Source organism: Ruegeria sp. HKCCA4812 (assembly GCF_013034245.1).
Classification (GTDB): Bacteria; Pseudomonadota; Alphaproteobacteria; order Rhodobacterales; family Rhodobacteraceae; genus Ruegeria.
Map to the genome: position 1 here is coordinate 1336968 of NZ_WQFQ01000001.1, position 21997 is coordinate 1358964.

General features: G+C 59.6%; 23 protein-coding genes. 5 read left to right on the forward strand and 18 right to left on the reverse strand.

Going from position 1 to position 21997, the window contains the following annotated elements; all coding sequences use genetic code 11:
- Window positions 1–213: 213 nt before the first annotated feature.
- Both GOW04_RS06690 and GOW04_RS06695 read left to right on the forward strand, forming a co-directional pair.
- On the forward strand, window positions 214–2643 hold the full coding sequence (locus GOW04_RS06690) for an FAD-dependent oxidoreductase (RefSeq protein ID WP_171231915.1): 2430 nt from the start codon (window positions 214–216) through the stop codon (window positions 2641–2643).
- Between the two features lie 31 nt (window positions 2644–2674).
- Window positions 2675–3679 carry an Ldh family oxidoreductase gene (locus GOW04_RS06695; RefSeq protein WP_171170482.1) on the forward strand — a complete coding sequence of 335 codons (1005 nt, stop codon included), beginning with the start codon at window positions 2675–2677 and terminating at the stop codon, window positions 3677–3679.
- Between the two features lie 62 nt (window positions 3680–3741).
- On the opposite strand, the gene GOW04_RS06700 is transcribed toward GOW04_RS06695, so the two are convergent.
- The 13 genes from GOW04_RS06700 to GOW04_RS06760 form a co-directional block, all read right to left on the reverse strand.
- The gene (locus GOW04_RS06700) at window positions 3742–4449 is read right to left on the reverse strand and encodes an ABC transporter ATP-binding protein (protein ID WP_152457508.1); all 708 of its coding nucleotides are present in this window, start codon (window positions 4447–4449) and stop codon (window positions 3742–3744) included.
- A complete protein-coding gene (locus GOW04_RS06705; RefSeq protein WP_171231916.1) occupies window positions 4449–5180 on the reverse strand; it encodes an ABC transporter ATP-binding protein in 732 nt (243 codons plus the stop codon). The genes GOW04_RS06700 and GOW04_RS06705 overlap by 1 nt, the downstream gene beginning before the upstream one ends.
- Window positions 5177–6124, reverse strand: coding sequence for a branched-chain amino acid ABC transporter permease (locus tag GOW04_RS06710; protein WP_171231917.1), 948 nt, complete (start codon window positions 6122–6124; stop codon window positions 5177–5179). Before GOW04_RS06710 ends, GOW04_RS06705 begins: the two co-directional genes overlap by 4 nt.
- A gap of 1 nt (window position 6125) precedes the next feature.
- Complete coding sequence (locus GOW04_RS06715; protein ID WP_171206564.1) at window positions 6126–6977, reverse strand: branched-chain amino acid ABC transporter permease; 852 nt, start codon at window positions 6975–6977, stop codon at window positions 6126–6128.
- A 65-nt stretch (window positions 6978–7042) separates the two neighbouring features.
- A complete protein-coding gene (locus GOW04_RS06720) occupies window positions 7043–8323 on the reverse strand; it encodes an ABC transporter substrate-binding protein (RefSeq protein ID WP_171231918.1) in 1281 nt (426 codons plus the stop codon).
- A gap of 95 nt (window positions 8324–8418) precedes the next feature.
- On the reverse strand, window positions 8419–8829 hold the full coding sequence (locus GOW04_RS06725; RefSeq protein ID WP_171228440.1) for a Rid family hydrolase: 411 nt from the start codon (window positions 8827–8829) through the stop codon (window positions 8419–8421).
- Window positions 8826–10007 (reverse strand): malate dehydrogenase, encoded by a 1182-nt coding sequence (locus GOW04_RS06730; protein ID WP_171231919.1) that lies wholly within the window; start codon window positions 10005–10007, stop codon window positions 8826–8828. The genes GOW04_RS06725 and GOW04_RS06730 overlap by 4 nt, the downstream gene beginning before the upstream one ends.
- Complete coding sequence (locus tag GOW04_RS06735) at window positions 10007–10630, reverse strand: BMC domain-containing protein (RefSeq protein ID WP_152457501.1); 624 nt, start codon at window positions 10628–10630, stop codon at window positions 10007–10009. Before GOW04_RS06735 ends, GOW04_RS06730 begins: the two co-directional genes overlap by 1 nt.
- On the reverse strand, window positions 10627–12006 hold the full coding sequence (locus GOW04_RS06740; protein ID WP_171231920.1) for an aldehyde dehydrogenase family protein: 1380 nt from the start codon (window positions 12004–12006) through the stop codon (window positions 10627–10629). Before GOW04_RS06740 ends, GOW04_RS06735 begins: the two co-directional genes overlap by 4 nt.
- Window positions 12006–13190 carry a hypothetical protein gene (locus tag GOW04_RS06745; RefSeq protein WP_171231921.1) on the reverse strand — a complete coding sequence of 395 codons (1185 nt, stop codon included), beginning with the start codon at window positions 13188–13190 and terminating at the stop codon, window positions 12006–12008. Before GOW04_RS06745 ends, GOW04_RS06740 begins: the two co-directional genes overlap by 1 nt.
- Window positions 13191–13212: 22 nt before the next feature.
- Window positions 13213–13521 (reverse strand): BMC domain-containing protein, encoded by a 309-nt coding sequence (locus GOW04_RS06750; RefSeq protein WP_117869464.1) that lies wholly within the window; start codon window positions 13519–13521, stop codon window positions 13213–13215.
- A gap of 40 nt (window positions 13522–13561) precedes the next feature.
- Complete coding sequence (locus GOW04_RS06755) at window positions 13562–13828, reverse strand: EutN/CcmL family microcompartment protein (protein WP_152457497.1); 267 nt, start codon at window positions 13826–13828, stop codon at window positions 13562–13564.
- The gene (locus tag GOW04_RS06760; RefSeq protein WP_171231922.1) at window positions 13828–15120 is read right to left on the reverse strand and encodes a glutamine synthetase family protein; all 1293 of its coding nucleotides are present in this window, start codon (window positions 15118–15120) and stop codon (window positions 13828–13830) included. Before GOW04_RS06760 ends, GOW04_RS06755 begins: the two co-directional genes overlap by 1 nt.
- Window positions 15121–15211: 91 nt before the next feature.
- Between GOW04_RS06760 and GOW04_RS06765 the strand changes: the two genes are divergently transcribed.
- Window positions 15212–16351, forward strand: a complete 1140-nt coding sequence (locus GOW04_RS06765) for an FAD-dependent oxidoreductase (RefSeq protein WP_171231923.1) — start codon at window positions 15212–15214, stop codon at window positions 16349–16351.
- Here GOW04_RS06765 and GOW04_RS06770 read toward each other — a convergent pair.
- The 5 genes from GOW04_RS06770 to GOW04_RS06790 all read right to left on the reverse strand — a co-directional run bounded on the left by GOW04_RS06770 (window position 16348) and on the right by GOW04_RS06790 (window position 20541).
- Window positions 16348–16698, reverse strand: a complete 351-nt coding sequence (locus tag GOW04_RS06770) for a DUF1127 domain-containing protein (protein WP_152457494.1) — start codon at window positions 16696–16698, stop codon at window positions 16348–16350. The two genes, GOW04_RS06765 and GOW04_RS06770, sit on opposite strands and share 4 nt — an antisense overlap.
- Before the next feature lie 87 nt (window positions 16699–16785).
- Window positions 16786–17481, reverse strand: coding sequence for a type 1 glutamine amidotransferase (locus GOW04_RS06775; RefSeq protein WP_171231924.1), 696 nt, complete (start codon window positions 17479–17481; stop codon window positions 16786–16788).
- On the reverse strand, window positions 17478–18902 hold the full coding sequence (locus GOW04_RS06780) for an FMN-binding glutamate synthase family protein (RefSeq protein WP_152457492.1): 1425 nt from the start codon (window positions 18900–18902) through the stop codon (window positions 17478–17480). Before GOW04_RS06780 ends, GOW04_RS06775 begins: the two co-directional genes overlap by 4 nt.
- Window positions 18887–19600, reverse strand: a complete 714-nt coding sequence (locus tag GOW04_RS06785) for a glutamate synthase (RefSeq protein WP_171170454.1) — start codon at window positions 19598–19600, stop codon at window positions 18887–18889. The genes GOW04_RS06780 and GOW04_RS06785 overlap by 16 nt, the downstream gene beginning before the upstream one ends.
- Window positions 19597–20541 (reverse strand): glutamine amidotransferase, encoded by a 945-nt coding sequence (locus GOW04_RS06790; RefSeq protein ID WP_171231925.1) that lies wholly within the window; start codon window positions 20539–20541, stop codon window positions 19597–19599. Before GOW04_RS06790 ends, GOW04_RS06785 begins: the two co-directional genes overlap by 4 nt.
- A gap of 128 nt (window positions 20542–20669) precedes the next feature.
- On the opposite strand from GOW04_RS06790, the gene GOW04_RS06795 reads away from it, so the two are divergent.
- Together GOW04_RS06795 and GOW04_RS06800 are read left to right on the forward strand one after the other, a co-directional pair.
- Window positions 20670–21341, forward strand: a complete 672-nt coding sequence (locus GOW04_RS06795) for a GntR family transcriptional regulator (protein WP_171231926.1) — start codon at window positions 20670–20672, stop codon at window positions 21339–21341.
- Between the two features lie 254 nt (window positions 21342–21595).
- Window positions 21596–21988, forward strand: a complete 393-nt coding sequence (locus tag GOW04_RS06800) for a hypothetical protein (RefSeq protein WP_171170450.1) — start codon at window positions 21596–21598, stop codon at window positions 21986–21988.
- Window positions 21989–21997 lie beyond the last annotated feature (9 nt).

Consider the following 21997-nt stretch of genomic DNA (forward strand, 5'->3'; position numbering starts at 1 on the left):
AGAGATGGCCGGTATTTTTGCGGGCCGCCTCACAGAATGCGCGAGATCATCGACAAACCCGATCATGGTTTAACTGAACTCAGCTGGACCGGAAAATTTTTCGAATTGCCTGGCGCTGATTTCACGTAAACAGTTCAATCAGTTTTCAGCCCGCTGATTTCGTTTTGACTGACCCTCTGGAAACGAAATCAGCCTCAGGAAGGAATGCGTCGAATGCAGTCACATGCCAAGGTTGTCGTCGTTGGAGGCGGATGCGTTGGGGCTTCGGTTCTTTATGGTCTGACGCAGCATGGATGCACAGATGCAGTCATGCTGGAGAGAACGACGCTGACCTCCGGTTCTACCTGGCATGCGGCGGGTCTGCTGGTCACCTTCGTGCGGTCCCACAATGTTTCGAAGATGACGATGGAGACCATCCGCATCTATTCCGAAGTCGAAAAGAAGATCGGCGCCTCGGTCGGGCTGCGCCAGGTGGGCCAGTTGCGCGTTGCCAATACGCAGGAACGCTGGGACGAGTTCCTGTCCTACGTCTCGATTGCCGAAGCCGCCGGTGTGCCCTGCAAGCTACTGACGCCAGAGGAAATCGCCGAACTGCACCCTCTGCTCAACCAATCGGAACATATTCGCGGCGGCATCCTGCATACCGAGGACGGCTATGTGAACCCGGCCGACATCACCATGGCGATGGCCAGGCTGGCGCGCGAGAAAGGCGCCAAAGTGTTTCAGAACACCGAAGCGCTGGCTTATGAAAAACTGGAAAACGGTCTTTGGAAGGTGACAACCAATCAGGGTGAGATCACTTGCGAACATCTTGTCTTCGCGACCGGAAACTATGCCCGCGAAAACGCGCGCCGTGTTGGTCTGGATCTGCCTTGCATTCCAATCGTTCACCAATATTGGACAACCGAAACCGTTCCGCTGCTGAAAGAACGCCGCGCGCAAGGGTTGCCCGAGTTCCCGATCCTGAGGGATGAAGATTACGGTGCCTATCTGCGCGAAGATGTGGGCGGCATTCAGTTCGGTCCTTATGAGTTCACCAAAGACCTCAAGCTATTTGCCGAAGATCGCGTGCCGCCTGACTTTGGCGCCGACCTCTTGCCCGAAGACTTCGACGCGGTCCAAGCGCAGTGGGAGCGTGCCATCGAGCGGGTTCCAACACTTGCAGAGGTGGGTATCAAGGCCAACACCCGAGGTCCGTTCCAGATGACGCCGGACGAGTTGCCGCTTGCGGGGCCTGCGCCGGGGCATGAAAACCTGTGGCTGGCCGAAGGCATGCCCGGCGGCATATTGTGGGGGGGCACTGTTGGTGAACGCCTGGCCCGCTGGATTGTCGATGGGGATCCGGGCATGGACATGTCTGAACTCGACCCACGCCGTTTTTCGGATTACGCGTCCAAGCGGTGGACCATGGACAAGGTGCGCGAAACGTGGGGGACCCACATGAACGCGCACATTCCCGGAGAAGATTTTCGCAACGCGCGCCCGATGAAAACGATGGGGTCCTACGACCTGCTGAGCGCGCATGGCGCCGTCTGGACCAGCTTCAACGGATATGAGTTTCCGCGCTGGTTCGCCAAATCGCGCGAGGACGCTGTTCCGGAACATTCCTTCCGTCGCACCAACCACATGGAACGCGTTCAGGAAGAGGTGCGCACCACCCGTGACGTGGCCGGATTCATCGAGATGTCACCGATGACCAAGTTCACCCTGCGCGGACCCGAGGCCGCCGAATGGCTGGATGGCCTCATGGCGAACAAGCTGCCCAAAGTGGGGCGAATGACCCTGTCGCTTTTGTTGAACCCAAAGGGCGGCATGGATGCGGAATATACGGTCGTCCGCTATGCCGAGAATGATTTTTACCTGGTTTCCACCCCGAACTGGCGCGCCTACAACTGGGATCAACTGCGACGTTTGCTGCCCAATGATAGCTCTGTCCTTCTTGAAGATGTTTCAGAACAATTGGGCGTGATTGCTCTGGCTGGCCCCAAGGCACGAGAGATCCTGCAACCGTTGACCGACAATGATCTGTCGAACGAAACCTTCCCGTGGCTTTCTGCGCAAATGGGTGAAGTGGGGTACGCCAAGGGCGTTCATCTGCTTCGCGTGTCCTATACCGGCGAGCTGGGGTGGGAACTGCATCACCCGGTCGGTTACAACCGCCATCTTGTCGACCTGCTGCTGAAGGCCGGTGTGAAACCTTTCGGGCTTGAGGCACTGGAATCCATGCGTCTTGAAAAATCCTATCGCGCCATCAATCGCGAGATTTGCAAGGACATGACGCCATACGAGGCCGGCCTTGATCGGTTCGTGGTAACAGATGGTCGCGACTTCATAGGCAAGGCTGCTCTTTTGAAACAGAAAAAGGAAGGCGCGTACCGGCGGTTGGTCACGCTGAAACTGCCCTTTGGCGAAACATCGGTGATGTTTGACGAGGGTGTCTATGCTCGGGGCAAGCTGATCGGCCGTGTCACCTCGGGCGGGTTCTCTTATTATTGCAACCACGACATTGCGATGGCACTAGTGCCACAGAACATGACGGCGCCCGGAACGAAAATGCAGGTGCTGGTCCACAATGAGATGCGCGACGCCGTGGTCATCGACACATGTGCTGTTGATCCCGCAAACACACGCCCGCGCGCTTGAGTGCGAAAACAGAAAGACTGGACTCGAACGGATGACCGAACAACCGACAAAAACGCTTTCACTTGCCGAAGTTCGGGACTTGGCCAAATCGGTTCTTGTTTCTGCCGGAGCGGACTCGCGCAGTAGTGATGTACTTGCCGATATCGTCACCCGGTCTGAACGGGACGGCCCGCGCAGTCACGGGTTGCGCATGTTGCCGGTCTATGTCCAAAGCTTCACGTCCGGCTATGCCAACGGGCACGCGAAGCCCAAGACCGAAAAGGTTGCCCCGGGCGTTTTGCGCTGTGATGCCGACAACGGGTATTATCAGGTTGCAGCGGCAGCAGCCCGCGAGGACCTGATCGCGATGGCCCGGGAAAACGGGATTGCCGCGTTCACCTGTGCGAACTGCCACCATCTGGGTGCGTTACGGTTTGACACCGAACCTTTGGCCGAAGCCGGATTGGTCGCCTTTGCCGTGATCAACTCGTTGTCCATGGTGGTTCCGCAAGGTGGCGTTCGCCCGGTTTTTGGCACCAACCCCATGTCTTTTGCCTGCCCGCGTGACGGCGACGCGCCCGTGGTCTGGGATCAGGCCTCGTCCATGGTGGCCCTCATGGATATCCGCATGGCCGCTGCCGAGGGGCACGACCTGCCCCGCCCTGCCGGCCTTGATCCCCAAGGCGAGCCCTCAACAGACCCGAATGCCATCCTTGAAACCCGCAGCCTGTTGCCGTTCGGAGAGCATAAGGGGGCCGCGATCGCCTTCATGGTTGAGGTGTTGGGCGCAGCACTGGCCGGTGGAACCCTGTCCGTGGACAACGAAGAACGCGAATCCTTCGGCGCCCTGAACATCAAAGGTGGTGCGACCCTGATTGCCATCGACCCCACCCGGTTCGGCAACGCGGCCTTCAACGAATATGTCGCCCGCATCTGCGCCGAGATTTCCGGCAACGGGTCCGCCCGGGTTCCGGGGGACGGTCGCCTTGCAAAACGGGCAGCCGCCGAAGCCCATGGCATCGACGTGAGCACCGAGGTTCTGGCCGCACTTGGCTGAAACTGAAATCACCCGCCACCGAATGGCCGGACAGCACCCGCCCGGCTTGCCAACCACGCCACTCAATGGCCGCCGAAATAGGCCTCGAGCAAGCGTTTGTCATTTCTCAGTTCGTCAGCCGTGCCCGACGTCTGCATCCGCCCGGACTCCAGCACATAGATGCGGCTGGCAAGCGACAGGGCAAAATTGGCATTCTGTTCCGTGATGACTACGGTCAGCCCGTATTCCTTGTTCAGCTGACGGACGACTTCGGCAATCTCGTGACAGATCTTCGGGGCAAGACCGATCGTCGGCTCATCGACAAGCAGCAGTTCCGGGCTGGTCATCAAAGCCCTGCCAAAGGACACCATCTGCCTTTCCCCGCCGGATTGGGTCGACGTCTCCTGCCCTTCCCGTTCTTGCAGACGCGGGAAAAGACTGTGCACCATCTCAAGGTTGTTTTCGATATCGTCTCGTGCGGTGAAGGCCCCCACCATCAGGTTGTCGCGCACGGACATATAGGGAAACAGGTTGAACCGCTCGGGCGCATAGCCCACCCCGTGACGCACGATTTCCGAAGGGCTTCGACCGGCAAGGCTGTGCCCGCGCAAGCGGATGTCGCCTTCGATTTTCACAAGGCCCATGATGCTGTCCAACAAGGTGGATTTACCTGCACCGTTCGGGCCGACCACGGCGACGATCTCGCCGGGCTGCACCGTGATCGAAATATCGGTCAACGCCTGGGCCTTGCCGTAAAACGCGGACAGGTTCTCGATTTCCAGATAGGACATCAGACGCTCCCCAGATACGAGGCCTGAACGGCCGCGTCGTTCATCACGTCGCTGAACGCGCCTTCGGCAATCATGGTGCCCCGCTCGATGGCGATGGCGCGGTCGATCAGCGGTTCCAGCGCCGGCAAATCATGGCTGACGATCAAAAAGGTCATCCCGTCCTTGCGCATGGATTGTATGAGATCGGAAATCTGCGCGATTTCACCAACTGTCAAACCTGCAAACACCTCGTCCAGCAACATGACTCGCGGTGCCGTGGCCATGGTTCGGGCCATTTCGAGCTTGCGCAGATCACCCATTGCCAGTTCGGCGGGGGAGCGGCTCAGATCCGTTTCCGTGAACCCGACACTCAGCGCAAGCTCTTTTTCCCTGTCCGTATCCGGCGGCGAAACGATCATGCGCCAGATGTCGTCCGGCATCAGGCCCACCCTGATGTTTTCTGCAACACTCATGTCGCCGAACGGCCGAGGTATCTGATAGGTTCTACTGACCCCGGCCCGGATACGCTGAGGCGTCGACAGTGCCGAAATCTCATTGCCGAACAGCTCGATCGTACCGCTGTTCTGCCGCAATTCGCCCATGATCTGGCTGAATACCGTCGTCTTTCCCGCGCCATTCGGACCGATCAGGCCCAGCGACTCTCCTTCTTGCAGGGAAAAGGACAGATCATTCGTGGCCACCAGCCCGCCGAACCGTTTGACGAGACCGGAAACTTTCAGCGCAACGGTCATGCCACCCCCCCTTTCCGCAGTCTTTGAAAGCCGCGTTGTACAAGTTCAACCAATCCCTTTGGCTGATACATGTAGAGAAGCAGTGCGATGGCACCGTAGACGAAATACCGTTCAGCCCCGGGAAGCACGGGGCGCAGGTATTCCAGAAGGAACGTCATGAAGAACGCACCGATCATGGGGCCGATGATGGTCGATGTTCCGCCCAGCAATGCCGCCACGATGATGGTGAAAAGAAAGTTGATGTCAAACAGCGCGCGGGGCGCAAGTGAGCCCAGGTAATGGACATAGAACGCTCCGCCCAGACCGGCGATGAACGCGCTGGTCAGAAACGCAAAGGCCTTCAACCTCGTGGTGCTGAGCCCCGAACCGCGCACGCTTTCTTCATTCATCCCGATGGCGGCCAGTGCAGTGCCCAGCCGGGTTTTCATCAGCAGCCACATGCTGACCGCCACGCCGAGCATCAAGGCCGTGGACAGGTAGTACCCGTTTGTCGCGCCGCGTGTCAGAGTTTGAATTCCCGACATCCCGCGTGTACCGCCGGTCAGATCCGGGCGGATCACTTGAACCAGCTGATAGAGCAGTTCCATGAAAGCCAGCGTGACCAGCGCGAAGTAGCTGCCGCGAATGCGCAGAGCGGGTAACAACACAATCAGGCCTGCGATCATTGTAACCAACACGGCCACAGGGATTGAGATTTCGACCGGCACGTCAAACCGTTTGGTCAGGATGGCAGTCGTATAGGCCCCGATACCGATCAGGAAGGGATGCCCGAAACTCACATACCCGGTCCTGCCCGACAGCACATCCCAGCTGATAGCGAAGATGGCCAGATAGTTGGCAAAGATCATCGTGCGCAGCGTCCCGTTCGAGACGACCTGGGGCAGCAGCAGCATCCCCGCAATCAAGCCGCCCCAAAGGACAAAGTGAAACCAGCGCAAACCCATGTTACAACTCCTCGCGGCCGAAAAGGCCCTGCGGTCGCGTCACCAGCACGCCGATGATCAGCAGCATGGTGAAGACACCGCGCAGTTCCGGCGCCAGGGTGGCGACAACGATGACTTCGAGAAAGCCGACGATATGAGCAACGACCAGCGTGCCGATGATCGACCCGATGCCGCCCACAATGACGACGGCCACCGAGATGATCAAAGGCGCAACCCACATTGACGGCGAAAGCTGCGTATAGCTGGCGAAAAACACGCCGCCCAGCGCACCCAGTGCCCCTGAGATACCCCATGTGATCAGGTTGATCCGATCCGGGTCGATCCCTGAAATCGCGGCCCCCTTGGCGTCCATCGACACCGCCTGCATCGCCCGCCCTGTATGTGTCAGGCGGACAAAAGCATACAGGCCCAGCAAAACGGCCCAACTGATCATCGTTGCGATCAGGATATTATAGGTGACGGACGCTCCGGCCACGTTGATCACGCCCGGCACGATCGGCAGCAGGATCTTGCTGCTGTCGCCAAAGACAAGAACGATCCCGGCCTGAATCACGACCGCCAGGATCAGAGTCGATATCTCGACGGCTACGTGATCCCCTTTCAGGGTCTTGACGATCAGGCGGTATTTCAGAACCCCCATAAGAACGCCCAGAACCACGGCCACCGCAACGCCCATCAGCTTTGGCATTCCCAGCGTCTGGGACACCCAGAAATACATGTACCCGCCGACCATCAGATAGGCACCGTAGGCCAGGTTCAGGACCCGACCGATGCTGAAGATCAGCGTGAAACCCATTGCGATAAGCGCATAGAGACCGCTGAGCAAAAGCCCCTGGATCAGTATTTGCAACATGTAAGGATCCCTGGCTGCGGGTGCGCGCACCCGCGCACCCATTTCAAGCTAAGCGAACGGACAGGTTACTGTTTGACCCAGCTTGGCAAGGTGAATTCACCCGTCGCGTATTTCTCGGGATAGACAACGGCGGCGGTGCCGTCTTCATACCATTGGACCACGACCATTGACGGCGCGGCATCGTCGAACGGCTCGGACAGATCAAAACGGATATTGTGCGGGTAAGTCCGGCCAGTCACGGGCTCTACTTCGTCATCGCCCCAGAAGGCGTAACGCAGCCACAACTGGCCATCCAGTTCCAGAACCAGATCCTGTTTCTTCATCGCATCGGCCCAGCCTTCGACATTTTCAAAACCGCCGGCCTCTTCGGCTGCGGCCATCGCCTGTTTCAGCCCATGATAGGCATTGAACCCGTTGAAATGCGGCAGCAGCGGGCGGCTGTCATACTTCGCCTGATAGGTATCGACAAACTCCTGGCTGGCCGGATCGAGCCGAAACCCGACCGAAGGGATCGGAGACAGGGTCGAGATACCGCCACCGGCACCGCCCGTATCTTCCCAATACTCCATACCCAGCGCAGCGACGTTCACGCCCGTCATCGCCATCGGCACCTGGAGTTTCACGTATTGCGATGACACAACCTGCGAATTGACCGACGAGACCTGATAGATGAAGTCCGCCCCGGTATCCTGTGCGCGGCTAAAGATCGGAGCGAAATCGACGGTGGCGACGTCATAAGTGATGATGTCCTTGACCTCGATACCCGCAACCGGTGCAAGCGCTTCAGTGACAAGGCCGGTGATCGCCTCGCCAAAGGCCGTATCTTCCGCCAGAATGACGACGGAATCCCACCCCATTTTTTCCTTCAGAACATCCGCGCCAAAGTTGATGTACAACGTGGCCAGAGCCTCATCCGAGGCGATGTTCATGAAATAGGGCGCCATGCTTTCAGGGTCTTCGACCACCATGTCGATGATGCCGATATAGGATGTCCAGGTGTCAAGCGTCGGAATCCGGTACTCCTGCATGCGGGGCAGCCATCCCAGTGACACATCGTCAATCGAGCCCGAGATGATGAAATCAACCTCTTCCGTTTCCGCAAGATATTCATAGGCCCGGATGCCCTCGGTCGGGTCCTGTCCGGTATCCGCCGAGACCAGGGTGATCTGTTCGCCCATCACGCCGCCATTTGCGTTGAGCTCTTCAATCGCAATCTCGGCCCCGCGCAGCGTCGACAATCCGGTGTCCGAGGAAAGCGACCCAATGAATCCTACCTTGATTTCCGCTCCGGCCGCCGAGGCCATGAGCGCGATGCATGTTCCGCTGAGCAGCGCTGTCTTGATCATCACATTAGCTCCCTGTGTCTCATTATGCCTTCTTGTATTCTGTATACAGTACACAAGAAGATGGTTCGATCAATTCCTTTCTTGAAGACTCATGTTCAGAATCCGCTGATTTCGCCGTTTTCATCGTGGATCACGGCATCCACGTCGATTTCCACCATCAGCCCCGGCTGCGTCAGCCCAGCCTGAACAGCCGTCAGAACCGGATCGATCCCCTTGAAAACTTCGCCATGCGCCTGCGCAAACGCGCCCGCTTGGGACAGATCGGTCAGATAGGCGCGCACCCGCCCCACATGTCGCAGTTCGGCGCCAACTTCTTTCAGTGCGTCCTCGATGCGTGACAGGATGTAAAAGGTCTGCGCACCAACGTCCCCGGGCGCGTGGATGCGGCCCGTCGGCTCGATGGCAGTTGTTCCCGCAACCCAGACAAAGGGGCCGATGCGCTTGGCCCGAGAGTACGAGGCCACCTCTTCAAACCGTCCGCCGGATTTCCAAAAACGCAGGGTCACAGGCCCAGCCTCACCCGGATCGCTTCGGCCGCGTTTTGCAATGCCGCGTTTTCTTCGGCGGTCAGCCGCAGCTCCTCGACCTCAACCAATCCGCCTGCGCCAAGATGGGCTGGCACGCCCAGCACGACACCGTCGATGCCGTATTCCCCGTGCAGCATGACCGAGACCGGAACCGGGCCTGTACGCGCGCCGCGGATATGATCAATCAATTCGATCGAGGCATGAGCCGGAGCTATCGTTGCAGAGCCTGACTTCCGAAGCGCGACCACCTGACCGCCCCCGGTGATCGCATCCTGAACACAGGCTTCGATCTGTTCGCGGGTCAGAAATACATCCAGCGGACGGCCTTTGATCCTGGCGCGGCTGGGGATCGGGGCCATTTCGTCCCCATGGCTGCCAAGCGTGAAGGCTTCGACGTCCGCAGGCGTGACACCCGCGGCGATCGCCAGCGCGTTGCGAAACCGGCTGCTGTCCAAAGTTCCTGCCATACCCAAAACCTGTTCGCGGGGGAAACCTGTTGCACGCAGCATCTCGACCGTCATTTCGTCCAGCGGGTTGGTCACCACGATCACGATGGCATTTGGCGCGGCCGACCGGATCGCTTCGGCCGACTGTCGGATAACGCGGGCATTCACATCGATCAGATCGGCACGTGTCATACCCGGACGGCGGGCTCGTCCGGCCGTGACGACGACCACATCCGCCCCGGCCACCAGATCCATCGCTTCGCCACCGACACATCGGGCCCGCGCACCGGTGATCCCGGACGTATGATTGAGATCCAGCGCAGTCGAAGCCGCCAATCCCGGAGTGATGTCGATCAGCGCGATTTCATCCGCCATGTCCGCCATCGCCGCCAGATGCGCGACATTGCCGCCAACACCCCCTGCCCCGATCAAGGCAAGTTTGCCCAGCCTGCGGGCTTTGCGCGGCGCACGCGAAGGGGCAACCCATTTGGGTGAACGACGGTACAGCACCCGGCGCATGGAAACAGCACCATCCGTACGCGGCGGTTTCGGTCTCTCCAGCGGGCCATCCACCAAGGCGATACCAACGCGCTCTGCGGTTTCACGCGCAAGGGCCGTCACGATGTCACCCGGCAAAACCTCGAACACGATCCTGCCACGGCGGCGCGCATCCTCGACCGCATCCGAGCCTATGACGCGTGGTGTTGCCATCAGCCGTCCTGCCCGTCCACCGCCTCGATTGCACGCGTCGCGGCCTCGACAGCGGTTTTGACCGAATTTTCAGACCCCGAGATGAACAAGCGACCGAACCGCCCCACCGCGCGCACCTCGACGATGTCAATCTCGGCGGCCTTTTCGGCCTCATTCGCGGCAATCGAGATATAGGCGGCCGGCGCACATTCCACGATCCCCAACGTCTGCCCCGGCACTATCAACGCGCCTTTGCGCCATTTGTTCAAAAGCTGCGCCTGATAGGGTTCGACACTTGTGATGATTTGCGTGGAACTGATGGCAGGCTTCAACCGGTCTGTCATGGAAGCCCCAAGTTCGGCCAGCATCGCGTCCCGCGCAGCGGACACTTCGGCGTTTGAAGGTGAGCGGAGGATGAAGAAGCCGAATTCGCGCTCGACCATCTGCGTCGTCGCTTCGACCGAAGACGCCTTGAGCGCCCGGTCGATCAGCGAGAACACGCCATTGCCCGGCGCGAACTCTCCGATCAGCACGGTGTCACCGGACAAAGGCACTGACCCTTGCACCGTCGCGCCGTTGTAGGCGGCGAATTTCGGTTGCAGGTTGTCGATCTGCATCAGCGCCCGGATCGTGATCTCGCTCATGCGCCATACTCCTCGTAAATGTCGCGCCAGGGTCTGCTTTCATACGCGACCCGCTTGATGTTGATGAGATGCAGGGCGGTGACATTGTCCGAGGTGATCGACCCCGACCACGTACCGGTACCCAGCATGAAGGATGGTTCAAGGTCGGTGGAATACCCCATGCCGCCCATGATCCCCGGCGTATTCACCAGGACCCGCCCCGTGGGCACGGTGGAAAACCGAGCGACCACCTCGGGATCATCGGAATGGATGACCGAGGAATGTCCCCAACCTTCGAATTTGGCAATGGATTGCGCCAGTTCGATGCCGTGATCGGTGGACTTCGCCTCGTAAAAGGCCAGCACCGGGTTCAGCTTTTCAGCCGAAAGCGGGCGTTGCCACCCCACTTCGGTTTCTTCCGACACCACACAGCGCGTGCGCGGCGGAATCGAGAACCCCGCAGCATCGGCCAGCGCCTGAGGGCTTTGGCCGACGCGTTCGGGATCCATTGCCCGAACACCCTTGAAGATGACCCGAGCCAGCCGATCAGCCTCGGCCGGGGTGCAGAAATATGCGCCTTTGAGTTTCAGTTCATGGCGCAGATCGCGTGCAATTTCAGGATCGGCGACCACGGCCTGCTCACTGACACAGGCCGTGCCATAGTCGAAGCTTTTTGACGTCACGATCATCTCGGCAACTTCGGACAGATCGCGCGCCTTGGACTTGTGCACGTAACACGGCACGTTCCCCGCCCCGACTGCAAGCGTCGGTTTGCCGCTGGAATAGGCGGCCTTGACCATGGCAGGGCCACCTGTCGCCATGACAACCGACGTGCGGCGATGCTTCATCAATTCGGCGGTGCCCTGAATGGTCACGGCGTCCAGGCATTGTATCAACCCTTTGGGCGCGCCCATCTGTTCGGCAACGCGCGCCATGATGCGGACGGTCTCCTTCCCGCATTCCACGCCGCGCGGATGCGGGGCACAGACAACGGCATTTCCCGCCTTCACCGCAGACAGAACCTTGTAGATGATCGTGGATGTCGGATTTGTCACCGGGATAAGCGCCGCGACCACACCCATCGGCTCTCCGAAGGCCGCGATCTTTGTCGCATCGTCCCGCCACAACAGGCCCAGCGTCGTGACGTCCCGCAGGTAATCGGCGACCGACAAGGCGTTGAACAGATTCTTGACCCGCTTGTCTGCTACGTTGCCGTACCCGGTTTCCTCGACCGCCAATTGCCCCAACCGTTCGGCTTCAGGTTCGATCGCCCGAGCCATGGCTTCGACGATGGCATCCACCTGTGCCGGGTCGGTGCCGAGAAAGGCGCGATAGGCTTCGAAAGCCGTTTCAGCAGCGCGCCGTGCGGCGGCGATGGATTTCAGATCAGCGTCCATCACGAGGCTCCGGTGGCAATGGTGTCAAAGATACGGCGGGCCTGATCGACATCGCCTGCGGAAATTCCGATGGTTTCCAGCCTGCGCCCGGATGCGGCCACGTCAGCACCCAGGATGCGATCTGTCATGCAGATCAGGCTTTCCGTCAGAGGCGCAGTCAAACCTGCAAGCTTTGCGGCGGAAACAAGGGGCACCAGTGATCCCAAGACGCCGTCGCGCATCAATTGGCGCGCGGCCTGCCGATCCGGGACCGGACGCGCGCCCGCCCCCCGCTCGGCGCCGGCATAGGTCGCGATCCAGTCATCGGTCTCGGGCAGGTTTCGAACGCCAAAGGCCTTTGCGACCTGCCGCCTTTCGCCAGCCAACCCGTGGATCACCTCATGCTGTTCCGGCCCTATGAGCGCAGAGAATGTCCGGTTGCCTTCCAGCGGCACCCCGCCCATCGGCACCTCTGGTCCACCGGACCCCAGCCCCGCGCCACCAAGAATCAACGCCGGAATCTCGACCGCTGCGGAAAGATCGGCAAAGCCTGAGGCCAGAACCGAATCCAGCGGCTGGATGTTCGAAAGAAAGGGTTGCAGCGCTTCAAGAACGTCCGCGCGGCCTCGTGGCAAGGTCGCAGCAGCCATCGGTGCCGCCTGCGTCAGGGTCAGGCCCGCCCCTTCGGCCTGATACCAGTATGGCAGGCCCTGCGCCTCGACCAGAGTAACGTCGGCGGTGCAGCCGCCTATTCGCAGCATCCAGACCGCTTCGACCGCGCCCAAAGAGCGACCGGGCGCCAGAACAAGCACCTGCCCATCGTGCAGATGATCGGCCAGCACCATCGCATAGGTGCGCTGTTTGTGGATCGGCCCGGTCAGAAAGATCGCCTTTGCGTCCCGCACTGCTGCATCCAACTCTGCCGTGGTTCGGATCGAAGGCCCGTCGCGATCCACCTGATACGTGCCCACAGGCCCTTCGCCGCGAATGCCGATGCCCGAGGATTGGGCAAGCAATGACAGTTCCGCCCCATAGGCCGAAAACAGCGTAACCTCAGCCCCTTCGGCCAGACACAGCGCTGCCAGAAGACGGGCATCCGGGCCGCCACCCAATACAGCAATGCGCTCAAACCTTTGGGCAACGGGTGCATCCCGTGTCGCGCCACGTGTCACCGCGCGCGTGAAATCCTCGAAACCGGCTGACATGGTACCTCCTCAAAGGGGTTGATCAGGCCGACGACCCGGCACCCAGCCCGTCGATGATTGCCTCAAGCTCGTCATGCGGCCGTGCGATCACGTGAACCGAGACCACCTCGCCCACCTTGTTGGCCGCTGTCGCGCCTGCATCGGTGGCGGCTTTGACCGCGCCGACCTCGCCGCGCACAAGGGTCGTCACCAGCCCGCCGCCAGCTTTGGTCTGACCCACGATGGCAACGCTGGCTGCCTTGACCATCGCATCTGCGGCTTCAATCGCGCCGACCAGGCCGCGTGTTTCGATCATGCCCAGGGCCATCTGCCCCGCCACTGGTTTCGCCATTTCCTGTTCCTCCAAAAATAGATGTTTCGCGTAGTGTGATTCAGGTCGTCGAGACGCGGTCGATCACCGCGATGATGGCCATGTCCACGGGGGCCGTGGACAGCCCGGCCGCCATGCGGGCGGCAGACCCGCTGACAACCAGCACCGTATCCCCGACCCCAGCGCCGCAGGTATCGACCGCAACCCGCGCGGGATCGATCAGGCTGCCCTTGCTGTCGACCAGATCCGTCACCAGCAGCTTTGCTCCGACCAGCCTGGCATCCTTGGCAGTTGCCGTGACAGTTCCAGCGACCTTGCCCAAGTGCATCAGAACGCCCTCAGGTAGCGGTCCAGCTCGACCTGTGTGACCTGTTGATTGAAGAATTCCAGCTCTCGCTCGGCCTGTTGCAGGACCAGTTCCCACTGCATTTCGCCCATGACATCGCGCAGCCATTCCGATCCGCGCGCCAGATCGATGGCGGTTGGCAAATCGGTGGGAATTGGGTCTCCGATCCCTTCTTCATACCCGTTGCCTGTCGTCGGTTCCGAAGGGGACAGCCCCTGTTCGATCCCGTCAAGCCCGGCGGCAATCTCGGCCGCAAGCAACAGATACGGGTTGGCGTCTGCACCGGCATCGCGCTTTTCCACCCGCACGGCACTGTCCGAGCCTTCGATGACCCGGATCCCAACCGTCCGGTTGTCATAGCCCCAGCTCGTGTTGATCGGGCAGAAGGTATAGGGCTGGCGACGGCGATATCCGTTGACCGTACCACTGCCGCAAATCGCCGTTTCGCACATGCGCTTTTGAAGGCCTGCGATGAAGGATTTTCCGGTGTCGTTGATCTTGCCGTTGTCGGCAAAGGCGTTTTTGCCGTCTTTCCACAACGAGTAATGCGTATGAAACCCGTTGCCCGATTGATCAAAAAACGGCTTGGGCATGAATGTCGCCAGATAGTCGTGCGCGATCCCCAATTGCCGGATCAGGGATTTGAACAGAACGACACGATCCGCAGCTGCCAGGGCTTCACCATAACGAATGTTGACCTCGATCTGGCCGGCCGCATATTCCGGGTTCGACTGTTCGATGGGAATGCCACATTCGTTGATCTGCTGACGGATCGGGCCAACGATGTGTTCCATCCGGGCGGCGCGGCCCAGGCCATAGACCTGGATGCCCGTGTCGCGCGGCTGGCCGGTTTCCGGGTCCAGCAGATAGAATTCCAGTTCCGTGCCGACATTCACCTCGAACCCCATGTCGCGGGCCCGGTCCACCTGCCGCACCAAAGCCTGACGCGGATCGATCGGCACCGGTTTGTGATCCATGCCCTCAGCACGGCCAAAACAGACGGCCACGCCCGGTTCCCAGGGGACAGCGACAGGCTTTGTCATCGGAAAGACATGCATGTCGGGATAGCCGTTGTCGAAATTGACGTAAGGCGTATCCCAGACGTCGCAGGTCATATCGATCGCCAGCAGCGCAATCGACAGAGCATTGCCGCTTTTGCAGACATGATCCCAATGGCTGGCCGGAATGCGCTTGCCACGCATGATGGCGTTGAGATCCCCGACACCAAGAATGACGGTATGTGTGCCCTCGGGCAGATCAAACCCCGAACTCATTTGCGCGTGCTCCCTGTTTTTAGCTTTATAATTGCTGTATTCTGTATACAGTATTCACAAAGCCAGTCAGGAAACAAGGAAAATCTGCGCCATGTCCAAAAGCTCGGTCATCGTTGTCGGAGGCGGCATAGTCGGCGTCATGACAGCGCTTACACTGCAACGGCGCGGCGAGGCCGTGACATTGATCGACAGGTGGGAGCCGGGACATTCCCGTGCATCTTCAACAGATTACAACCGGGTGATTCGCGCCATATCCGGACGGGACGAGTTCTATACACGCTGGGCGCGTGAAAGCCGCCTGCGCTGGCTGGAGCTGCAAGCCGAAAGCGGCCAGAACCTGATGTATGAATGCGGCGCCTTGATTCTGGCGACGGCGGGACATTGCGACTGGGAAGACGCAACCGCACAAACTTTCGACCGGGTCGGGGTGCCCTATTACAAATTCGGTCGGTCGGATATCGAATCGCGGTTCCCTCAGTTCAAGGTCACCGACATCGAATATGCGCTGTTCGAACCCGAAGCCGGAATGCTGATGGCGCATCGATGCGTTCTGACCGGTTTGGATCTGTTCCGAAAGGCAGGAGGCAAAGTACAACGTGGTCGCGTCACCACGGATGGATCGGAACGTCCGATGCTTGACGGCAAACCGCTCGAGGCTGATCTGATCATCATGGCGACCGGCCCATGGATGGCCGACATGTTTCCCAGAACGATCAAGCCGATCTCGACTGTGGTTGGCGTCAATGTCCTCTACACTTCGACACCCGACGGGTCGGAAGATTTCGACATGAGCCGGATGCCCTGTTGGATCGATCACGGGCAAGGGTCATTTGGTCTGCCGTCGTCCGAAGGCTCCGGCGTGAAGGCGGCGGTCGTCATCCCGGACAAGATCGATCTGGACAATGATGAACGGCTGATCCGCCAGGAAACGCTGGGCCGCACACGCAGCTATATCCGCCACCGGCTTCCGGGTCTGGAGGGGCAACGTGTCGTGGATTCCAAGTTCAACCAGATCATTCTGACCCCGGATACACATTTCATTGTCGACTGGCACCCCGAGCATGAAAACGTGCTGTTCGCCGGCGGATGCTCTGGCCATTTGTTCAAGCACGCCCCGGTGTTTGCAGAATTTGCAGCAGGCGTTGGGCTGAAGGATTTTGGAACCGCGGACCGGTTCAAGATCAGCGGCCGCAGAAAGCTGAGCCCGAAGGAAAGCCCCAGCGGACGCTAACCATCCAAGAGGGCGCGATAAATTCCAGCATTCGGGCATTTGCCCTGGGGAAGACGCGCGCCCGCCCGAATTGCGTCACGGCAGGTTTCGGCCTGAAGGCAGTGCCCGCATTTTTCCGCCAGTTCCAACCCCAGCTCCGGGTGCGCGTTCAGGTCTGCCTCGGTCAGTCCGAATTGTCCGGCCATGGCGAGTATACGCTCTCGTGCCTGCGGTGCGCCCGATCGCAACATGGCCAGATCCGCGCGGGACAAGCCGAGGTCCGAAAGCTCTCTGTCACTCAGGTTTTCATCCCGAGGTGTACTGACAATCCGTGCTATTTTCTGAAAGAAATCTGTGTATCCCGACATCTCGCGGCCTCCTCCACCACGTTATGGATACAGTATACACCGCATTTCAAAGCCGGAATTGATCAGGATCAAGCGGGTTTTCAGGTCTTACGGCCGACCGCAGGCCTTGCGAAACAAGTCAACCGCCTGCGCGGCCGCCAGATCCTTCGACACATGTGCGGCTTTAATCGAGGCCAGCCCCTCATCCGCCTCTTGCGGTGCAAGAAACACGTCGCGCCCGCGCACGAACAATTCACGCAGATGGCTTGCCCGGTATTCGGGATGGAATTGCACGGAACGGGCCGGGAAATTATAATCCAAGGCCCCTACCGGGCAGTGATCCGCCGACCCTGTCATGCGCGCCGAAGGCGGAACATGCGTGACCTGATCCTGATGCCAGACAAAGGCATCAACGCTGCTCCCGCCATAGTCAAAGCCTCGCGCGCCGACGACATTGCCGATCTCGGCCTTCTCGGCTTTGCCGCCATAGACATCCGCCATGATCTGATGACCAAAGCAGATGCCGAAGACCGGCTTGGCATGGTCCCGGCACAACTCCAGGAAATCGCGAAGGGGCCGCATCCACTCCGTGTCATCGTAGACGCCGAATTCGGACCCTCCGACAACAACCCCATCAAAATCCCCGAGCTGAGGCAATGCCTCGCCGTCGACCACATCCACCGTGGAAAATCGGGCTTCGGGCAGATGTGGTTCAAGCCATGCGCGGATCTGCTGGGCCGTACGCGGCAGCCCCTCAAGCAGCGGCAATGGATGAAGGGTCAACTCAAGAAGTGCTATCCTCACCAGTCGAAGGCCCGGTCGATGCCCGCCATCTTGACGCCGGTAAAGGCCGAGGCCTGAAAGCTGAGCGCGCGCAGATCTTCGGTTTCCAGATTGTGCACCGAAGATTTGCCGCAGGCCTTGGCAAGCGCCGTGATCTCCATTGTCATCGCGGTCAGATACCGCGCGACGCGCTCTGCACCTGCATGCGGGTTCATACGCGCCTCAAGGTCAGGATCCTGCGTTGCGATCCCAACCGGGCAACGGCCCGTATGGCAGTGATGACACGCCCCCGGCGATGTTCCCAGCGCCTGGTAATCGTCCAGATATCTGGGAGTATTGCATCCTAGCGCGACCATCGCGGCATTCCCGATCATGACCGCATCCGCCCCAAGCGCCAGACATTTGGCCGCGTCCACACCTGATCGAATACCCCCCGCGGCGACAAGCGAGACCTTGCCGCTCATCCCGCACTCATCCAGCGCTTCGCGTGCCGCGCGTATGGCACTCATGGTCGGTATGCCCGTGTGATTCAGCAGCAACTCGGGTGACGCACCGGTGCCGCCCTCGGCCCCGTCCACCACGACCACATCCGCGCCCGCCTTTGCAGCCACGGCCACGTCGAACCGTGGTCGCGTGGCCCCCATCTTGATGAAGATCGGCACCTGATAATTCGTGGCGATCCGCAATTCCTCGATTTTGACGGCCAGATCGTCGGCCCCAAGGAAATCGGGATGCCGGATGGTGGATCGCTGATCGACCCCTTCGGGCAAAGTTCGCATTTCGCTGACCCGCGGGCTGACCTTCATACCCAGCAACAGACCGCCGGTGCCCGGTTTGGCCCCCTGCCCGACCACCAGTTCAAGCGCATCGGCGCGGCGCAGGTGATCCAGATCGACCCCATAGCGGGCGGGCGACATCTGGTAGAGCAGGCGTTGGGAGGCTTCGCGCTCCTCTTCCAGCATGCCGCCTTCGCCGGTGCAGGTCATGGTGCCCACCTTCGAGGCACCATAACCAAGCGACGCCTTGGCCGAAGCCGAGAGCGCGCCGAAAGACATCGATGCGATATAGATCGGGATTTTCAGTTCCAGTGGCCGTTCCACCAATCCGCGCCCGCCGCCCAGAACCGTCGTCGTATCGCAGCTCTCGCGGTATCCTTCCAACGGCAGGCGGGTCATCGTCGCCGGGACAAATGTCAGATCGTCGAATGTCGGCAACTGCTTGTTGAACGTGTTGTAGCCACGCACCTGATACCGCCCAAGCTGCGCCAATGCGTGAACTTCCGATATCGCTTCGGGCGTCCAGCGGGTTGATCCCCCTTCATCATAAGACGAAGGCACACCAGCCGGTCGTCCATCGACCGCGCCTGCGTCGCGGAACCGTATTTCTTCCTCTGACGCGACTTCGAACGGGTAGTCATAGGGTTTACTCAGATCATGAGCCATGCGCTTGCGTCCCTGCTTTCAAAATACCAAAGGCGCTGGCCAGAGACCATTTTGCGCCAGTTACGAGAGCTGTCGACAAGCCCCAGAGGGTCAAGGATTGCATCGACCTCGGCCACCTCTTCGGCAGTGGGTTCGATCACCGAGACGTCCACACCCAGACTTTCGACTTCGCCTGCGACCCAAACCTCGCCTTGCCACAACGCGTCCGCACAGGATTCGCCCGCACCGCCCAGCGCAATGATGCGGCCCGCATGCGCCATGAAACCGGATTGGTATCCGATCTTGCCCTCGACCACGATGTTGCCGCCCTTCATGGCAACACCCACACGCGGCCCGGCATCACCTTTGACATGAATGGTGCCGCCAATCATCGCCGCCCCGCAGGACATGCCCGCATAGCCGCCGACAGTGATGTGACCCTTGGCCATCCCTTCGCCCACGGCCCACCCGCAATTGCGTTCGATGGAGATGTTGGCGCCAGTGTTCAGTCCACCGCAATAGTATCCCACCGAACCTTCGAAAGTGATGTCCACATTATCCGGCAGGCCCACGCCCAGATTGTGTCGCGACAGCGTATCGACAACCCGGATCGGCCGTCCTGATGCGCAGGCTGCCATGATATCCCGGTTCACCTCTCGAATGTGCCGCTTGCCGACTTCGATGACGATTTCATCCATCTGTCTTGCTACCTCGCTCATGCTGCCAGGCTCCGGTTGCCGACACCCCAGATGCCGGTCAGCGATGGGCCATCATAGTTGATCACGTCGCATTCCTCGGTCATCACGCGACGAACAGCCTGTTCTTCGGTCGCGGCGGCCAGATCCCCATCGCGATTGACCACAACCAGCGGCTTCATCGCGAACCGATCCTTGGCAAATCCGATCCCGTCCGGCGTTGCGATCATGTAGGTGAATACCCCGTCGATAGAGGTAATCGACTTTTTCAGCGCCTGTTCCATCGTCAGGCCCGCTTTCATCTGGTCACTGACCCAGACCGCAATCAACTCGCTGTCATTCTCGGTCAGAAAGCGATAGCCCTTTCGGCTCAACTTGTCGCGCCATGTGAAATAATCGGTGATCTGGCCGTTATGCACGATCGCCACATCCGAAAACGGCCGCGCCCAGAACGGGTGTGAAGCGTTGGGCAGAACCGAGCTTTCCGTCGCAAGCCGCGCGTGGCCAAGACCATGGGTGCCGATCATGTTGCGCACGCCATGCTTTTCGGCAACCGCTTCGGCGCCGCCGATGTCCTTGATGATCTCAAGACTGCGGCCGCAGGACTGAACTTCGAACCGGTCCGTCAGCTCATCAGCATCCCGCACCCAGGCCTGCAAATCAGTCGGGTCCGAGATTTCCGCGCGAAAGCAATAGTGCCGGTTCTCATCGGTTACGATCTTCGGATCGGACAGAAAGCCAGAGCTGTGATCCTTCAACACCGCCTCAAACGCATTCAGGTCAGCATCCTGCCGGGATTTGTCAAATCCCATCCCTCGTAAAACATATCCGGTGTCTCGTGGCGGCCCATAAACTGCAAACCCGGTGCTGTCTGCGCCACGGTGTTCCTGCGCATCCATCAGGTCTACCAGGTCCGCCCCGACCTGCCCGGGTGCGGTAAGAATCCTTCCAGCGATTCCACACATGAAGAGCTCCCTGTTCAACTGCGTCTGTATACTGTATACAGTACACGAGCAATAGCAAGCCCATTCGCCTTGGCACCAGATGCTTTTTTGAATACAGAATTCACAAAACACGGAAAGAGAGGCTCCGAGTGGCTCTGAAACAGATAAAAACACAGCGCAGACGGCTGGCGGACGAGGTTTATGATCAGTTGGTCGAAGCCATAATGAGCCGCGAAATCTCTGCTGAAGACCGATTGGTTCAGGAAAAGCTGGCAGCGGAACTGAACATCAGCCGCACCCCGGTTCGCGAGGCTCTGATGCGGCTGGAAACCGAAGGGGTTCTGGAAGTCGCCGCAAGCGGTGGTTTCCGGCTGGCACGCATGGATCAAGCCGAAGTCCGGCAACTGTATCAGGCCCGCGCCGCAATCGAAGGTCAGGCCGCCCGGATTCTTGCGACCCACGCAGACCCCGCGGTTCTGGACGGTTTGCGCGAGCTGATCCGTCGTGAGGAAAACCTGACCAACCCTACGACGCGCGACTATTTCATTGCCAATCGGCGCATTCACCGCGCCTTCATGGTTGAAGCGGGAAACAAGTTCCTGCTGGACATGTTCGACATGATCTGGGGCAAGGCCATGGCCTTTCACCTGTTTTCCGCCATCGAAAATGTCGACATTTCACAGTCTCTGGGTGATCATCAGGCGCTTGTCGACGCGATTGAAACCGGAGACGTGACAGAAGCACTGGAAACCTTTACCGCCCATATTCAGGCCGGGTTCGATTTGCAGATCGAGGGGCTGAAAGAAGCGGACAACGGCTGACGCACGGAACCGTCGGCAAGGCGGACCGCGCCGGTTCGCCTGCCTGAAACCGGCTCATGCATCGCGGGCAATGCCATCAAGGTATCCGCGCGCTGTTCTGACGGCTTCATGACAAAACGGTCATTTTCGTCTATTATAGAAGTCTCTCATTACAAAGACGCTCCGATTCCATCGGAGTTGATATTTGAACGACAAGTTTTTCCACAGGCGGTCCCAAGTCGACTATTCGACCACCTCAGATTCCGGAGAGAGAAATGAGTGCTGACGAAAACGACAATCGCAAAGAACACGAATACACCGAAAGCGAAAAGACAGATCCGGAATGCCGGTCTGTCGATGACAGGCTGACCGCGATCGAGCAGCGCCTCGACCAATTGATGCGCGTCATGGAACCAGGCCCGGAAGACAGGCTGGAAACCGTCGAACATCGCGTGGACGCGCTTTTGACATCCATCGAATCCCTGGGCGAGCTGGGTAATCATTCTTCTGATTTCAACCCCACGTCCACCGGTCCTGCCTTCGGCTTCGTTGACGCCGGCAGCGTTGGCGCTCCGACGCGCCGCACGTTCAGCTGGGCCAAAAATTGCTGCAAGAACTGGTGCAGCATCCGTGCCAGCAGCAAAGGGTGCCATCCAAACGCCTGCTGAATGACAAAT

Bases quoted from the DNA above. Each gene is read 5' to 3' on its own strand.
- GOW04_RS06690 (WP_171231915.1), top strand. From the start codon at position 214: ATGCAGTCACATGCCAAGGTTGTCGTCGTTGGAGGCGGATGCGTTGGG.
- GOW04_RS06695 (WP_171170482.1), top strand. From the start codon at position 2,675: ATGACCGAACAACCGACAAAAACGCTTTCACTTGCCGAAGTTCGGGAC.
- GOW04_RS06700 (WP_152457508.1), bottom strand. From the start codon at position 4,449: ATGTCCTATCTGGAAATCGAGAACCTGTCCGCGTTTTACGGCAAGGCC.
- GOW04_RS06705 (WP_171231916.1), bottom strand. From the start codon at position 5,180: ATGACCGTTGCGCTGAAAGTTTCCGGTCTCGTCAAACGGTTCGGCGGG.
- GOW04_RS06710 (WP_171231917.1), bottom strand. From the start codon at position 6,124: ATGGGTTTGCGCTGGTTTCACTTTGTCCTTTGGGGCGGCTTGATTGCG.
- GOW04_RS06715 (WP_171206564.1), bottom strand. From the start codon at position 6,977: ATGTTGCAAATACTGATCCAGGGGCTTTTGCTCAGCGGTCTCTATGCG.
- GOW04_RS06720 (WP_171231918.1), bottom strand. From the start codon at position 8,323: ATGATCAAGACAGCGCTGCTCAGCGGAACATGCATCGCGCTCATGGCC.
- GOW04_RS06730 (WP_171231919.1), bottom strand. From the start codon at position 10,007: ATGGCAACACCACGCGTCATAGGCTCGGATGCGGTCGAGGATGCGCGC.
- GOW04_RS06735 (WP_152457501.1), bottom strand. From the start codon at position 10,630: ATGAGCGAGATCACGATCCGGGCGCTGATGCAGATCGACAACCTGCAA.
- GOW04_RS06740 (WP_171231920.1), bottom strand. From the start codon at position 12,006: ATGGACGCTGATCTGAAATCCATCGCCGCCGCACGGCGCGCTGCTGAA.
- GOW04_RS06745 (WP_171231921.1), bottom strand. From the start codon at position 13,190: ATGTCAGCCGGTTTCGAGGATTTCACGCGCGCGGTGACACGTGGCGCG.
- GOW04_RS06750 (WP_117869464.1), bottom strand. From the start codon at position 13,521: ATGGCGAAACCAGTGGCGGGGCAGATGGCCCTGGGCATGATCGAAACA.
- GOW04_RS06755 (WP_152457497.1), bottom strand. From the start codon at position 13,828: ATGCACTTGGGCAAGGTCGCTGGAACTGTCACGGCAACTGCCAAGGAT.
- GOW04_RS06760 (WP_171231922.1), bottom strand. From the start codon at position 15,120: ATGAGTTCGGGGTTTGATCTGCCCGAGGGCACACATACCGTCATTCTT.
- GOW04_RS06765 (WP_171231923.1), top strand. From the start codon at position 15,212: ATGTCCAAAAGCTCGGTCATCGTTGTCGGAGGCGGCATAGTCGGCGTC.
- GOW04_RS06770 (WP_152457494.1), bottom strand. From the start codon at position 16,698: ATGTCGGGATACACAGATTTCTTTCAGAAAATAGCACGGATTGTCAGT.
- GOW04_RS06780 (WP_152457492.1), bottom strand. From the start codon at position 18,902: ATGGCTCATGATCTGAGTAAACCCTATGACTACCCGTTCGAAGTCGCG.
- GOW04_RS06785 (WP_171170454.1), bottom strand. From the start codon at position 19,600: ATGAGCGAGGTAGCAAGACAGATGGATGAAATCGTCATCGAAGTCGGC.
- GOW04_RS06790 (WP_171231925.1), bottom strand. From the start codon at position 20,541: ATGTGTGGAATCGCTGGAAGGATTCTTACCGCACCCGGGCAGGTCGGG.
- GOW04_RS06800 (WP_171170450.1), top strand. From the start codon at position 21,596: ATGAGTGCTGACGAAAACGACAATCGCAAAGAACACGAATACACCGAA.